The sequence below is a fragment of the Flavobacterium sp. HTF genome, from assembly GCF_003105115.1.
GTDB lineage: Bacteria > Bacteroidota > Bacteroidia > Flavobacteriales > Flavobacteriaceae > Flavobacterium.
This window is the reverse complement of sequence record NZ_QETH01000008.1, coordinates 15,720-30,901: the sequence shown is the minus strand read 5'-3', so window position 1 is coordinate 30,901 and position 15,182 is coordinate 15,720. Positions and strand designations below refer to the sequence as shown.

The 15,182-nt window shown below is 35.1% G+C and carries 15 protein-coding genes and 1 riboswitch; of the genes, 7 read left to right on the top strand and 8 right to left on the bottom strand.

Going from position 1 to position 15,182, the window contains the following annotated elements; all coding sequences use genetic code 11:
• The first annotated feature begins 23 nt into the window (after nucleotides 1-23).
• From DCO46_RS03915 to DCO46_RS03900, 4 genes are all read left to right on the top strand, one after another.
• Nucleotides 24-1,061: an alpha/beta hydrolase gene (locus tag DCO46_RS03915; RefSeq protein ID WP_207784942.1), complete on the top strand. Its 1,038-nt coding sequence runs from the start codon at nucleotides 24-26 to the stop codon at nucleotides 1,059-1,061.
• A 23-nt stretch (nucleotides 1,062-1,084) separates the two neighbouring features.
• Complete coding sequence (locus tag DCO46_RS03910) at nucleotides 1,085-1,699, top strand: isochorismatase family cysteine hydrolase (protein ID WP_116751274.1); 615 nt, start codon at nucleotides 1,085-1,087, stop codon at nucleotides 1,697-1,699.
• Between the two features lie 61 nt (nucleotides 1,700-1,760).
• A complete protein-coding gene (locus tag DCO46_RS03905) occupies nucleotides 1,761-2,300 on the top strand; it encodes a hydrolase (protein WP_116751273.1) in 540 nt (179 codons plus the stop codon).
• Nucleotides 2,301-2,307: 7 nt separating this feature from the next.
• The gene (locus tag DCO46_RS03900; protein WP_116751272.1) at nucleotides 2,308-3,078 is read left to right on the top strand and encodes an alpha/beta hydrolase; all 771 of its coding nucleotides are present in this window, start codon (nucleotides 2,308-2,310) and stop codon (nucleotides 3,076-3,078) included.
• A 103-nt stretch (nucleotides 3,079-3,181) separates the two neighbouring features.
• Here the strand turns inward: DCO46_RS03900 and DCO46_RS03895 are convergent, their stop codons facing one another.
• The 6 genes from DCO46_RS03895 to DCO46_RS03870 form a co-directional block, all read right to left on the bottom strand.
• Entirely contained in the window at nucleotides 3,182-4,180 is a 999-nt protein-coding gene (locus DCO46_RS03895) for a zinc-binding alcohol dehydrogenase family protein (protein ID WP_116751271.1), read from the bottom strand.
• Nucleotides 4,181-4,205: 25 nt separating this feature from the next.
• Nucleotides 4,206-5,681, bottom strand: a complete 1,476-nt coding sequence (locus tag DCO46_RS03890; protein ID WP_116751270.1) for an aminotransferase class V-fold PLP-dependent enzyme — start codon at nucleotides 5,679-5,681, stop codon at nucleotides 4,206-4,208.
• Between the two features lie 81 nt (nucleotides 5,682-5,762).
• Nucleotides 5,763-6,761: a TlpA disulfide reductase family protein gene (locus tag DCO46_RS03885; protein WP_116751269.1), complete on the bottom strand. Its 999-nt coding sequence runs from the start codon at nucleotides 6,759-6,761 to the stop codon at nucleotides 5,763-5,765.
• Nucleotides 6,762-7,049: 288 nt separating this feature from the next.
• Nucleotides 7,050-7,149, bottom strand: a riboswitch (SAM riboswitch).
• A 265-nt stretch (nucleotides 7,150-7,414) separates the two neighbouring features.
• Nucleotides 7,415-7,804: a RidA family protein gene (locus DCO46_RS03880; protein ID WP_116751268.1), complete on the bottom strand. Its 390-nt coding sequence runs from the start codon at nucleotides 7,802-7,804 to the stop codon at nucleotides 7,415-7,417.
• A gap of 84 nt (nucleotides 7,805-7,888) precedes the next feature.
• Nucleotides 7,889-8,461, bottom strand: a complete 573-nt coding sequence (locus DCO46_RS03875; RefSeq protein WP_116751346.1) for a Crp/Fnr family transcriptional regulator — start codon at nucleotides 8,459-8,461, stop codon at nucleotides 7,889-7,891.
• Between the two features lie 146 nt (nucleotides 8,462-8,607).
• Nucleotides 8,608-9,285 carry a DUF1080 domain-containing protein gene (locus DCO46_RS03870; protein WP_116751267.1) on the bottom strand — a complete coding sequence of 226 codons (678 nt, stop codon included), beginning with the start codon at nucleotides 9,283-9,285 and terminating at the stop codon, nucleotides 8,608-8,610.
• Nucleotides 9,286-9,889: 604 nt separating this feature from the next.
• Here DCO46_RS03870 and DCO46_RS03865 point away from each other — a divergent pair.
• Nucleotides 9,890-10,984, top strand: a complete 1,095-nt coding sequence (locus tag DCO46_RS03865) for an exopolyphosphatase (protein WP_116751266.1) — start codon at nucleotides 9,890-9,892, stop codon at nucleotides 10,982-10,984.
• Between the two features lie 94 nt (nucleotides 10,985-11,078).
• On the opposite strand, the gene DCO46_RS03860 is transcribed toward DCO46_RS03865, so the two are convergent.
• Both DCO46_RS03860 and DCO46_RS03855 read right to left on the bottom strand, forming a co-directional pair.
• On the bottom strand, nucleotides 11,079-11,771 hold the full coding sequence (locus tag DCO46_RS03860) for an SIMPL domain-containing protein (RefSeq protein ID WP_116751265.1): 693 nt from the start codon (nucleotides 11,769-11,771) through the stop codon (nucleotides 11,079-11,081).
• A 51-nt stretch (nucleotides 11,772-11,822) separates the two neighbouring features.
• Nucleotides 11,823-12,461: a rhomboid family intramembrane serine protease gene (locus tag DCO46_RS03855; protein ID WP_116751264.1), complete on the bottom strand. Its 639-nt coding sequence runs from the start codon at nucleotides 12,459-12,461 to the stop codon at nucleotides 11,823-11,825.
• 112 nt (nucleotides 12,462-12,573) lie between these two features.
• Here DCO46_RS03855 and DCO46_RS03850 point away from each other — a divergent pair, with 112 nt between their 5' ends.
• Together DCO46_RS03850 and DCO46_RS03845 are read left to right on the top strand one after the other, a co-directional pair.
• Entirely contained in the window at nucleotides 12,574-13,449 is an 876-nt protein-coding gene (locus tag DCO46_RS03850) for a lysophospholipid acyltransferase family protein (protein ID WP_116751263.1), read from the top strand.
• 179 nt (nucleotides 13,450-13,628) lie between these two features.
• Nucleotides 13,629-15,113 (top strand): cellulase family glycosylhydrolase, encoded by a 1,485-nt coding sequence (locus tag DCO46_RS03845; protein ID WP_116751262.1) that lies wholly within the window; start codon nucleotides 13,629-13,631, stop codon nucleotides 15,111-15,113.
• Nucleotides 15,114-15,182: the final 69 nt, after the last annotated feature.

The window sequence follows — 15,182 nt, the reverse complement described above, 5'->3', positions numbered from 1 at the left end:
CAATTCATCTTAATTCAGACATCATGAAAAAATCAAACCTCTTAAAAATGATTTTAATTCCCTATATAATTTTAACCAATATGACAACAAAAAGCTACGCCCAGACAGATTATGCCGCAGATTCTCATTTGACACCAGCGGTTAAAGCATTTTTGAAACCTTTAAATTCCGGAGGAGCACCATTAGAATCTCTTCCTGTTGCAGATGCGCGAAATGTACTCGTTGGCGCACAAAATGCTTTTAAAGTTGATTTATCCGGAATTGAAGAATCCGAAAAAGAAATTACCGCAGACGGCTACAAAATCAAATTGAATATTGTGCGTCCTGCAGGAGCAAAAGGAAAACTGCCTGTTTTTATGTTCATTCACGGAGGTGGCTGGGTTTTGGGCGATTATCCTACGCACAAACGCATGGTTCGCGACCTGAGTGTCCTTACTGGTTATGTTGGGGTTTTTATTAACTATTCTCTGGCTCCGGAAACGAAATATCCACAGCCTGTAAATGAAGTGTATGCGGCCGCAAAATGGATTGCAGCGCATGGAAACGAAATCAATGTTGACGGAAGTAAACTGGGAATCGTAGGCAACAGCGCCGGAGGAAACCTTGCCACAGCAAGTGCTTTACTGGCAAAAGAAAAAGGAACTCCTTTGTATAAAGTACAAATTCTCTTCTGGCCTGTAACAGATGCTAATTTTGAAACTGAGTCGTATAAAAAATATGGAAAACAACGTTTTCTAACCGACACTTTAATGCAATGGATGTGGGATCAGTATGTAGACCCTTCTAAAAGAAAAGAAATTTATGCATCGCCATTACAAGCCAGTTTAGATCAGCTGAAAGGTTTGCCTCCCACTCTGATCCAAGTAGCAGAAAATGATATTCTAAGAGACGAAGGAGAGGCTTACGGACGTAAATTAAGTGACGCGGGAGTTGTGGTTACAACGGTTCGATACAACGATGTGATCCATGATTTTGGATTATTGAACGGTCTTGCGGAGATTCCTCAAACCAAAGCTTTATTTCTTCAGGCTGCAGCAGAACTCAAAAAATACCTGAAATAATTCACTCATCAATCTAACGTCTTATGGAACCTCATCAATCGAATAAAACAGCTTTGATTTTAATTGATCCTTTTAATGATTTTCTTTCCGAAGGAGGCAAATTGTGGGACACGGTAAAACAAACCGTTATAGAAAACAATGTAATAGCAAATCTGGTAAAACTGGTTGCTGAATGCAGAAAAAACAAAATTCAGATAATTTATGCCCCTCACAGAAAAACGCAAAAAGGAGATTATTTAAATTGGAAATTTTTATCGCCATCGCATATGGGAAGCTTAAAATTATCGCTTTTTGAAAAAGACAGCTGGGGCGGCGAATTTCATCCTGATCTTCAGCCGCAACAGGAAGACTTAATTGCGCAAAATCACTGGACTGCCAGTGGTTTTGCCAATACTGATCTTGATTTTCTTTTAAAAGAACATGGTATCACCCATATTGTTTTAGCTGGAATGAGAGCCAATACCTGCATCGATTCTACAGCCCGTTATGGTGTTGAATTGGGTTATCATGTGACTTTAATAAAAGATGGAATTGGTGCTTTTAACTGGGACGAAATTAAAGCAACCGTTGAAACAAATTTCCCAAATTACGGACATAGCCTGTTGACTACCAATGAATTTACAGACTTTTTAAAATAAAATTGTTAAATGCAGTCAATCATTTCTTAATTTTACTTAATTCATTAAATATCAACAATATATGCTCTATCAGGAAAACACCGGATTGGTTCTTATAGATGTTCAGGGCAAACTGGCCCGGATTGTAAATGAAAGTGAAAAACTAGCCGTAAATCTGGAAAAACTGATTCGCGGGTGTCAGATTCTGTCAATTCCGATAATCTGGGCAGAACAAAACCCAAAAGGGCTCGGTTCAACGATACCGGAATTGGAAAAATTATTAGTTCATCAAAAACCAATTGAAAAATATTGCTTCAACGCTTTTGATAATGAAACTTTCAGGCAGGCGATTATAGATTCCGGCAGGAGACAATGGTTAATCTGTGGTATAGAAGCCCATATTTGTGTGTATCAAACTGCTATGGGACTTCTATCAAATAATTTTGAAGTCGAAATTGTAACGGATTGTGTTTCTTCCCGGACAAAAGAAAGTATTGAGACAGCCCTGAAAAAACTGCAAAATAAGGGGGCAGGATTAACCAATATTGAAATGTGTCTTTATGAGCTGGTTAAAGACTCCAGACGAGAAGTTTTCAAAGAAATTTTAACTTTAATCAAATAAAATAATCATGTCAAAATCAAAAAATATTGTACTCATTCATGGAAATTTTGTAAACGACAATAGCTGGACAGAATGGAAACAGTACTACGAACAAAAGGGATATACGGTGCATACACCGGCAAATCCCGGACACGACGGAAATCCGGCTGACCTGAGGGCAAGAGTTCATCCTGAACTGACTAAAACCGGTTTTATCGATGTCGTAAATAATATAATCCGATTAATAGATTCTTTACCCGAAAAACCTTTATTAATAGGTCATTCAATGGCAGGTATGGCCACTCTGAAGTTAGTCGAACTGGGAAAAGCAGCTGCGGGAGTAAGCATTGACGGTGCGCCGCCAAAAAATGTTTTTCCTCCATTTCAAACCTTAAAAACGGTTTTGCCGGCTTTTGGCTTTTTTTCTTCCAAAAAATATTTCATGGGAAGCCGCGAATGGTATGATTATGCGTTTTTTAATACCATACCGGAGTCTCAAAAAAGAGATGCTTTTGAAAAATTTGCTGTTCCGGAAAGCTACAAAGTGAGTCGTGAACTGGTTTTGAATTCTTTTTCGAATATCAATTTCAAAAAACCGCATGAGCCGATTTTGTTTATTGGTGGTGGAAGCGATCATATTTTTCCTCCTAACCTGACAAAAACTATAGCTCAAAAATACAGAGAAAATGCCGGATGTGTTGACATCAGAATATTTGATGGAAAAAGCCATTTCATTTGTGGAGAACCTGGCTGGGAAAGCGTTGCCGATTATATTTTAAAGTGGTACGAAGAATTATAAATGGTTTGGGGTAATTTAAAGCTTTGGAGAAATCCGGAGCTTTAAATTTTTAATATCAAACTATTTCCCGTAAAACCTGTTGTAACTCTTACTTGTATTGTTTTTATTGCTTATTTATCTGCATTATTAATTTCCTGCCGTATGTTTTATTTTCGCGTAAAAGCCTAAGCGCTCTCACAACTGTTGCGGTGCTTAATTCGCCTGTTATCGAAATATTGGGCGGTGTAATGGATTTATTTTTTAGTAACTGCGCCAGTTCGTTCAGGCCATTTTTATAATAATCATATTGTTTTTCTAGTCCATAGGCATAATTAGAAATATTGTGAATTGTAGCTCCTCTTGAAAAAAGAATACTTCGTGATTCCGGAGTTGAAAAATTCGTTACGTCTATATAAGTTCCGTTTATTTTCAAAAGTTTGGCTGCAACTTCCGCAATATTATTCCCAACCAGATCTACTGCGATGTCAAATTTTTTACTTCCGTTTAAAGAAAGTGCCGAATCGTATATTTCTTCTTTTTTATAATTGATGATTTGTTGTGCTTTTACTCCAAGATCAAGTAAGGAAGTTATACTTTCTTCACTTCCGGCAGTTACTACAAAGTTTGTAAAACCTTTGGCAAGAAGTATTTTTACAAACACATTTCCAACTCCTCCGGCACCGCCTGTAATCAAAATTGAATCGGTCAAAGATGCCTTCATTCTTTTAAAAGACTGCAAAGCGGTAAGTCCGGCTGATGGAATTGCTGCAGCTTCCTCAAAAGAAATGTTTTCCGGTTTCTTCACGGCAATTCCTTCAGGAACACAAATATATTCGGCGTAAGTACCATTCGACCCCATACTTCCTGAACCGCAAAAAACAGCATCACCAATTTTAAATTCGCTTACATTTGTACCTGTCTTTGTTACAATTCCTGAAAATTCCCGTCCCAAAATAGGCGAATGCAAAAGCTTTCTTTCAGAACCATTTTCGGTCATTTGATAATCAATCGGATTAAAACCGGCAGCGATAATCTTTACCTGAATCTCATGTGATTTAGGTTCCGGAGTTTCGACCGTTTCTAATTGAAATTCACGATTTTCCTGTAATAAAATTGCTTTCATCTTTCTGTTTTAAAGTTCTTTAAATTTAATCCAATGCAAACCAATCGTTTACTTCCCTTGCAATTGTATCTTTAATTTTAGGGTTTTCAAATTCATTTGTTGCCGGATTATATTCGTACTCTTTTTGCCATTTTTTATAATTTAGGGCTACTTGCTGAATGGCATCACAAATAAACAAAAGCTCTTCATTTGTTGTTATCGGATGAAGTGACAAACGAACCCAGCCCGGTTTATTGGTTTGGTTTTTCTGTAATAATTCATTGGTAATCTCTCTGGATCGTTTCTCATCAATATTAAACAAATAGTGTGCATAGGTACTTGCACAGGACCAGCCTCCGCGGGTCTGAATCCCAAAGCGGTCATTTAAAAGCCTTACGATCAGATTATAATGAATATCTTCAATTACAAACGAGACACAGCCAATGCGTTTGCTTTTTAAATCTCCTAAAATAGATAAACCCTGTATTTTTTGAAGTTTAGAGAAACAAATATCCAATAGTTCTTTTTCTCTTTTGGCAATCTGCTCCACTCCCATTTTTTCTTTTAATTCCAAAGCCAGAGCAGCTCTGATCACTTGCAAAAATCCCGGAGTTCCGCCATCTTCCCTTACTTCTATGACCTCGCTATAACAATAATTCCCTAGCGGATTGGTCCATTTTACATTTCCTCCACCGGGATTGTCAGGGAAATCAGACTGGTATAATTTTTCATTAAAGACCAAAACTCCACAGGTTCCGGGACCTCCTAAAAATTTATGAGGCGAAAAGAATATAGCGTCTAACTGCTGTTCAGTATCTTTTGGATGCATGTCAACTTTTACATAAGGTGCCGAAGCTGCAAAATCGACAAAGCATAATCCGCCGTTTCGATGCATGATTTTGGCCAGTTCATGATAAGGTGTGATAATTCCCGTAACGTTTGAACAAGCCGTAAACGAACCAATTTTCAAACTTCTGTCCGAATATTTCTTTATTTCTTCTGAAAGGATTTCAGGATCAACCAAATTGTCTTCATCTGCAGGCAAAATAACAACATCTGCATTGGTTTCATACCACGAAACCTGATTCGAATGATGCTCCATATGCGTAATAAAAACAACAGGTTTGTCATCTTCATTTCCATCCTTTTTTCTCAGGCCAATAATACGCTGCAGTTTTGATAACGCGGCTGTCATTCCGGTTCCTGTTGTTACTAAAACATCTGATTCATTTGCATTAACCGATTTTTTAATAATATCCCTCGCATACTGATACGCATAAGTCGAAGTTTTTCCTGTCTGACTTGAAAGTGAATGCGTATTGGCAATCATCGGACCTATTTTATTTAGCATGATATCTTCAATCGGAGCGTATAATCTTCCGCTGGCAACCCAATCTGCATACAGCAGATTTTGTTCTCCATAAACCGATTCAAAACGGTGATTTACTCCTACTGTATTTTTCCTGAACTCAGAAAAATAACTTTCTAAACTAACTGGTCTGGTTTTCTCAATAGCATTCATTTCCCTATCATTTTTTAATTAACAAATTGTATTATTTACTGAATCCCTTAAAGGATTCAAGATTCTGAAGCAGCTCATTGGTTACTGGTTACTTACTTTTTTATCCAAAAGCGATTTCAGCGTTGACTGTAACTCTTCTCCGTGAAGATTTTTTGCCACGATAATTCCTTTCGAATCGACCAGATAATTGGCAGGAATTGCTCGTACTCCGTACAATTTGGCAACGGCGCTGTTCCAGAAAAGTAAATCGGAAACCTGAAGCCAGTCGAGTTTATCATCCTGAATTCCTTTGATCCAGTTTTCTTTCTTTTTGTCTAAAGAAATAGCGATTATATTAAATCCTTTGTCGTGAAATTCTTTGTAAGCCGCTACAATATTTGGATTTTCTTTTCGGCATGGACCACACCAGGAAGCCCAAAAATCGATTAATGTGTATCCTTTCAGGTTTTCTGAAAAACGAACTGGTTTTCCATCCGGATTATTGGCAGTAAAATCGGGGGCTTTCTTTCCGACCGCTAATCCGCTTAAGACGGTAACCAGTTCTTTTAATTCTTTCACGTAAGTGGAACTCTGTTGGCTTTTATCCAGCAAAGCAATATTTTGTGTAATTTGATCCGGAGTCAGTCTATAAGACCAGTTTCTGTATAAAACATAAGCAGAAACTATCGAATTAGGATAGGCTGTAATGAATTTGCTTATTTCAACATCTTTTGTTTTTTTATAAGTTTCAAACAAATCCTGAGAAGCCGAACCTTCTACAACCGAAGTGCTGTAATATTTTTTAGGACTTAGTTTAACTGTAATTGGGGTTTTTTCAAGAAAAATATATAATGGTGATTCAGCGGTATTGACGCTTAATCCGTATAACTCCGGCGTTTTTACTTTTGTTTTGAAACTAAAATTTCCGTCTTTTACTTTTACCGAATCAATTGTGGTAAACATTTTATTGTGAAACTTTTGAAGGTAAACATACTGAACAACGGTATCGGCAATAGTTCCCTTTAACTGTAAATTATTTTCCTGTGCCTGCGTTTGGGTTACTCCGAAAAATAAGGCAAAACCTAGTAATATCTTTTTCATATTTATTTGATTTTTAGTGAATATTTAAGTGTAATAAAATTTGATTTTAGTTTAAAATGAGACAAAAGAATTCCCTGGCCAATGTCAAAAGACCATTAGCAAATGCTGTTAAAAAGGAAAAATGAGAGGAAAATTTACTGTCTTCGCATTCGGAAAACTTCAATGTTGTTTTCCTGAAAGAATAAATTCAAACGATTAGAATAGGTGTTTAATGAAACTAACTTGCTTTTCATTTTTTAATAAATAATTTTTAACATTGATGACCTTATTCAGATTTGAGGAAATCTTTTCTTATCTGTCCACCTTGGCGGAAGGATTTAGCACCTTATTTGGCAACAGGTTGCTAAGACTTCACTGGGCCTACTCCCTCAGTCTTTCTGGATAAGCATCATACAGAAATTTTCTGTATTGCAAATATATACTAATTCTACCGAATTAGTCAAGTTTTAAATGTGTTTTTTTTATTTTTTTAATTACTCTTGTTTTAAAAAATAAGTTGAGTTGTCTTTTATGCCGTTTTACAACAGCTATTAGGCAAAACAGGAAGCTCCTGTTATCAAATTTATCTTGTCAATAACTACTTTTTGACAGTTCTTATTTTGAATTCCAGATCGTAAGTTTCATTTCGACCCGGAATTCAAATTATTAAAGTTCTATTTTACTGCTGTTGCCTCCAGTTCTATTTTCAGGGTTTCAAAAAGGCTTTTTACTTCCAGTACCGTACTTGCCTGTTTGATTTCATTTTTTTGAATCCAGTTTTGCAATACATCAAAGTTTTCAAATAATGAAGCACTATCAGTTGTGTAAATATTAAGCCTGACAATATTCTTCAGCTCATAATCGGAATTATAAATTACTTTCTCCAGATTTTCGATTGTTTGCAATAACTGACTTCTCATATCTGCATTACTCGAAATTCCGTTATCATCTATAGCAGTTTGCCCGGATACATATAGTGTTCCCTTTACGTTAGTAACTTCTACTGCCTGAACATAATTTCTTGCATCCTGCCAATTCCACGGATTTATTAGTCGTTTTTCCATCTTTATTCTATTTTTAAATTATAGATGCAAAAATCAGCAGACTTGCGTTTGCAACGGTGTGACAAATATCACAATTTGCAAATACTACATAAAAAGACGACTGAGTGTCTCACGCGAAACACCTAAGTAAGAAGCTAACGAACTTTTTGGAACCCGCTGCAACAGTGACGGATTCTTAACAAGCAGCTGTTCGTATCTATCCCGTGCGTTTGAGGTTAAAAACGATAAAATCCGTGTTTGCGAGCCAATATGTCCGGCTATTGATTTTCGAAGGAAGAAGTGCTCCATTTTACGTAAATCTGAACAAAGTTTTTCAAAGTTTTCCAGTGAAAGGCTAAAAGCAACTGTATCCTCAATACATTCCAGAGTCAGCAATGCTTTACTTTGTGTATAAAAAGCCTGAAAATCGGTTTCCCACCAATCTTCCATTGCAAATGAAACTATATGTTTCTTAGCTTCTCTATCTTCATAAACCAGTTTGACAAGCCCTGATATTACAAAATAGACTTCTTTGACATCATTTCCTTCCTCGATAATTAATTGTCCTTTCCTAAAAGTTTTTAACACAAAATGAGAAATTATAAAAGAAGATTCTTCATCTGTCAAAGAAATTATTTTCTCAATATGTGCTCTTAAAAATTTTTCAGGGTTAATCATAAAATCGTTTTTGGCGGTAAATTTAAACATTAACACGATTAATAAAATCGCAGTACAGATTATCAGCAAAAGATATTCTAAAAAAGAAATCCAAATTCCAGTTGTAAAGCTGGAATTTGGATTTCTAAGAATTTAAATTTTAAATTTTATTGTTTTATCATAATGTTACGATACCAAACATTGTCTCCGTGATCCTGTAAAGCGATTTTTCCTTTTTTGAATGTTCCGAACCCAGGCCAGGTAGCAAATTTACTGCCGGCAATCAGTTTTTTAAAATTCTCGTCCCAAAGTGTGGTTTCAACTACGGTGACGCCATTCAAAATAAGGGTCAATTTTCCTTTTTTACTGATAACTTCAGCCGTATTCCATTCTCCGACCGGTTTCACAGGTTCTGATTTGCTTTGAATTAAATCGTATAAATCTCCCGCACGGTGTTTGGTAATTTTCCCGTCCGGATGACCATCATTGTCCAAGACCTGCATTTCCAGACCTGTCTCGTATGTATTTTTATATTTTTCAGGATTTTCATTGACATAAAAAATAATCCCGCTGTTGGAATTTGGAGCAATTTTCCATTCCAGTTTTAAGTGAAAATTGTCAAATTCCGCATCTGTTACCAAATCGCCTCCTTGTCCGTTTTTTGCCGCTTCAGGGTCAAAATGTAATACTCCGTCTTCTACTTTCCATCCCGCTGCAACGGCATCTTTACCATAAGAATGCCAGCCTTTTGTAGTCTTTCCATCAAAAAGCGGTTTGAAACCTTTCTGCGCCTGAGTCATTTGTGTCAATGACAAAATAAATACTGCAATTATAATTTTTTTCATTTGTTATATTTTTTATTGTAATGAATTGAATCGGTCATGTCAACATTCTGAATTCCGGTTAATTTTGAAATATGAAGTAGATTCTGTCTGCAGGTAAAAATAGTAAAAACTAAATTACTCACATGATTGTTCGAAAACAAAATCATAAAAAAGACAGATTAATTTATTAAAAATTGCAATAAATTATCAAATTGTTTATGATTCTTAATCAGCACAATGAATCTTTCTATTCTAAAAAAAAACACAAAATTTAACTTTCGCTTTGTGCAATAATTACTTAATTTCGCGCTCGATTATAACGTTCATATTAAACAAGTTTGCAAACAAAAAAGGAATTTCAAATTAAAAGAAATGACTTTTAGATTTTGTGGTAAAATCAAAGCAAAAGAGTTCATAAGATTATGTATAGAGCCATATAGTCTGGATTCAGGCTTTATAGTTCGAATACTGCTCTCCCCACAAAAAGTCCTGAAATACTTCAGGACTTTTTTATTGGAAACAGTTATAATTATCGCGGTTTCAACCTGATTTTTTTATTTAAAATTTCATAAAACACACATAATAAATATTTTACGTTCTTATATTATAACCATAATTTAATCCAATGCTTAAAAAAAACAAATACCATATTTTAGTTTTAATTTTTTTAAACTTATTTTTTTCCACCAATTCATTTTCCCAAAAAAATCTGTTCGCAGGAATTGAAATCGGCCGCAGAGCTATAAAAGTTTCAGTTATTGAGGTAAACAATATCAGAAAAGCAGACTACAAGATCATCTCTTTTACCACTGACAGGCTTAATTTTGCTGAACATATTGCTGCTAAGGGCGAAGTTCCTCAGGAAGATATGAATAAAATTAGTGTTACGGTTGTTGAACAGTTAAAGAAAATAAGAGAAGAATATAAAATTCGCGAAGAAAATATATTTATAGTAGCTGCTCCTGTTTTTGCGTCTGCCAGCAATATTGATGTTTTATCAAAAAAAATCACTACCCTGACCAACAAAAGTTTTGATGTAATGAATGTTGACGAAGAAGCTAAAACATTGGTTAAAGGTGCTATGCCTCCTGTTGACTATCCTAACGCTTTATTACTTGATATCGGTGCTCAGACTACTAAAGGTGGGTATATCGATGAACTTGAAGATAATAAATTAGAGTTTATACCACTTGAACTAGATTTTGGTACCATGACACTTACCGATGCTGTTAAAAAAACGGTGGCAAATCCGAACCAGGCTAATGATCTTTCAACCTATCAGGAAAAATCTTTTGATTTTAACCCGATTCTGCGTAAAAAGATAAAAGAGATGCTTGACACAAATCCTCTTTTATTAAAGAAAGATAAAATTTATTTATCAGGCGGGGCTGTATGGGCTTTTGCAACGCTTTATTATAACGAGAACGTTAAAGAACATTATGTTACTTTAAATATGGAAGATGTTATCAATTACGATGCAATCCTGAAGAATAATTTCAGTAAGTTTAATACACTTGCTCAAACAAATAAAGAGGCTGCCAGAGTTTTGAGTACATACGACCAAAAATATCTTATCTCGGCAAATAACATATTGGTATGTTTATTAGAAGGTATTCCAAACTTAGAAAGTAAGAAAGTATACTTTGTAAAAGAAGGACAGGTTACCTGGCTGATTTCATACATTGCAGATCGCTCTAAAAAAGTAAATACTAATTTCTAAGCGTTTACCCTTTTTAGGATTTCATAAAAAAATCCAAATCCCAATCGTAAAATTGGGATTTGGATTTTTTTTTATATCGGAATTTTATTTTTTCCTAGTCTAAAACAAAACTCACACTAACGTTTGCAGTAATTTCTATTTCTCCAATTGCTAAAGTTTCATTTGACGCTCCCATAGCATCTGCGGATTCTTTCATTCTCATCGCAGCATACATTGGCTGTGGGTGATAGATTTGAGAATTATCAGAGATCGTAAACGCTTTACCTACTTTCTGACCTAAAACAGATACATATTCTTCTGCTTTTACTTTCGCATCTTTCATAGCCAGTTTGCGGGCTTCAGATTGGTATTGAGTTAATTTAGATGATTCAAAAGAAACTCTGTCAATTCGGTTGATACCTTGTTGTACAAGACCTTCCATCAATTCGTCATATTTAGTCAAATCTTTAACAATAATTTCTACCGTTTGTGTAGCATTATAACTTGTTTTCTTTTTCTCATAATCGTATTGCGGATTAAGAGCTACTTGTTTTGTTTTGAAATCTGCAGTCGGAATATTCATTTTTTTGATGAATTTCAAAACAGCATCCATTTTTTCGTCATTCTGTTTTTTAACCTCTTTAGCATTATTCCCTTTTGTTTCAACCGAAGCTGAAATACAAACCTGATCAGGGGCTACTTTTACTTTTCCTTCACCATTTACATTGATTAAAGGGATTTGTTTGATTTCCTGGCCGTAAGACATAGTCATAAACATGATTGTTAAAAATAATACTAGTTTTTTCATTTTTGTTATATTTAATAGTTCGTTAATTGCATTTCAAAAGTTGTGCCATCATTAGAGTTTTCCCAATTTTGCCATTCCAAAAAGAATCAAAATCGGTATTAATAACAGGATTACAACAAAAGTCTGATCCGAAAATAATGAGGGATCTTTTATCAAAGTAATCAAATACCCTCCTATAGCACCTCCAAAATGCGCTGTATGCCCAATATTGTCATTCTTGGCTTTCATACCGTAAATCGAATACAATAAATATAAAATTCCGAAAACATAACCTGGAAGCCAGATAAGAAAATACAATCCCACTTCTTTATCCGGATTAAGTAATATTGCTGAATATAAAACGCCTGTAACTGCTCCGGAAGCTCCTACAGCACGATAGCTGTAATCATTCTTATGGAAAACCATAGTAAGCAGGCTTCCAAAAATCAAACTTCCAAAATAAACTAATACAAATGAAAAATTTCCTAAATGCGAAATAACATCTGGCGCAAAAAACCAAAGTGTCAGCATGTTAAAAGCCAAATGCATCAGATCGACATGCAGAAAACCAGAAGACAACATTCTGATTTGCTCTCCCGAACGAATACTTCCGACATGAAATTCAAATCTTCTGAAAAAATTATAATCATTAAACCCCTGATAACTTATAAGTATATTGGCAACTATTATCCCAATTAAAATAACATTCATAAAAATTAATTAATGTGAAGAGCAAATATAATCATTATCGTACATAAGGGAGTAAGAAACCAAATTATCGGTGATATTCATTTTTACTTTATATTTGCAAAAAAAGAATTTCATGCAATTTATTGTTTATATACTGGCCTACCCTTTACTCTGGCTTATCTCTATACTTCCTTTTAGATTATTTTACTGGTTTTCTGATTGTGTTTATTTTCTTGTATATCATATCATTGGATATAGAAGAAAAGTAGTTCGCGAGAACCTGGCACTTGCTTTGCCGCATTTAAATGATTCTGAAAGAAAGATTATCGAAAAAAAATTCTACAGCCATATGTGCGATATGTTTCTGGAAATGATTAAAACCATGAGCATTTCTGCAGAGGAAATGGATAAAAGATTTAAGGTAACCAATCTTGATTTGGTTTTGGATTATGCCAAAAAAGGAAAAAGCGTGATTCTTGTAGCTTCACACTATGCCAGTTATGAGTGGCTTATGACGATTAACCCGAAAATTGGTTTTCAGGGAGTGGCTGTTTACAAAAAACTGGCTAATCCTTATTTTGATAAATTAATTCGAAAAATACGATCAAAATACCAAACCGAATTGATTGAGACCAAACAGGCTATTCCGATGATGGCACAAAATCAGCGTGACGGAATTTTAAGCATGTATGGCCTGGCAAGCGATCAATCGCCAAAACTGGACAGAATTTTTCATTCAATGAAATTTATGGGTGTCGAAGCTCCTGTACATACGGGTGCCGAAATGCTGGCCAAAAAATATGATTTGAGTGTCATATTTGTAAAGGTGAAGAAACTATCAAGAGGGCATTATGAGGCAACTTTTATGCCTATAGCAGACAATCCTAATGAATATCCAAATTTTGACGTTACAGAAAAATACCTGCAGGAGGTAGAAAAGCAAATTCTTGAAGCTCCTGAATATTATCTTTGGACCCACAAAAGATGGAAACACAGAATTGACAAATAATTAAAATAAGAATCCAGAAGCGAAAGCTCTCTGGATTTTTTATTTTCAAAAAGAAATAAATCACACACTCTGAAGCGGGTAATTATTGATGTGTTTTTGTAATGATTTTTTTATCAAAATAAAAAAAGAAACTATATATATTTGAACTAGTTTTTTTAACAACCCCCAAAATCACAACCATGATCAAAAAATTAATTTTTACTTGTTTGCTGTTATTTCTCATGACAGCCATTTCAGCCCAGAGTCCGAAACGCGGTATCGCGTATGGCTATCACTCCAAGGCTGATTTACTGGCACTAAAGCCCGGAGTTTCCTGGTGGTACAACTGGTTTTCTGAACCAGACACAGACGTCAGGGCAGATTATGAATCCTTAGGCGTTGAATTTGTACCAATGGTCTGGGGAAAGATAAGCGATGCCGATGTTCAGGGTTTTATCAATAAAATAAAACCGGGTACAAAATATTTATTAGCATTTAATGAGCCTAATTTTAATGACGGAGCAAAACTAACCCCACAAGAAGCAGTTAATGCATGGGGAAATGTTGAAAAAATTGCTGCCGCCAAAAACCTGGAAATTGTAAGTGCTTCACCAGCCTATAATGGTCCTCAAAATTACGGAGGTTATAGTAGTCCTATTGTCTGGCATGACGAATTCTTTGCTTTATGCCCGAATTGCAAAGTTGACTATATTGCTTTTCATACCTATGATAATACTGCCGGCTCTGTTGTCGGGGTAACCGGACTCCTCAAAAAATATAATCGACCTGTATGGGTAACCGAATTTGCCAACAGGGTAATTCAGACATCCGATCAGAAAATAGCTTTTATGAAGGATATCCTGACCAGTTTTGAAAACGATCCGGATATTTACAGGTATTCCTGGTTTACAGGAAGAGTACCGGCAGACTGGACCGATATGCTCGAAGGTCAGCTATTAAGTGCCACTAGCGGAGTTTTAAAACCAATTGGAACAGAATATATCAATGCTCCCTACACAAGCAAAAAAATGAATGTTCCGGGAAGAATTACGGCAAACAAACATTATCGCAGAAAAGGTACGACCCTGCAAAACACAACAGATGCTAATACGGGACAAAATGTAAGTTCTATAAATACAGGCGACTGGAATGAATTTATAATTAATGTAGCTGATGCAGGAACATACCAGCTTACTTTTAGAGTTGCTGCTCTCACTAATCCCGGTAAATTTGATATCCTGGTCAATGATGCTGTGGTAAAAACGGATGAAACTTTTCCTGCCACGGGTGGTGCTCAAACGTATGCGGATAAAGTTGTAACCGGAGTTGTTTTGCCAAAAGGCGAAGTGTACTTAAAAATTAAATTCAAATCTGATGATATGAACTTTAATTATATTGATGTTACGACTTCAAATTTAGGTGTCAATGATCCTGTTTTGGAAAAAGATTCTTTTACCATTTATCCGAATCCTGTTAAGTATCAGTCCACACTTCATATCAAATCTGAAACTACAGAACCTTTGCGTTTAAAAATTGTTGATATGAAAGGAACAGTTTGTTATTCATCGGATGCTTATTTTACAAATGAAGATATCAGGATTGGTGAAAAACTTTCGAGTGGTGTTTATATTGTAAATGCACAATACGGAAAGATTAAAAAATCATTAAAAATTATAAAGAACTAAAACTTTATATTTCTTCTAAAAGCAAAAAACTCTTTCGAATTAACGAAAGAGTTTTTTTTTATGTTTAAA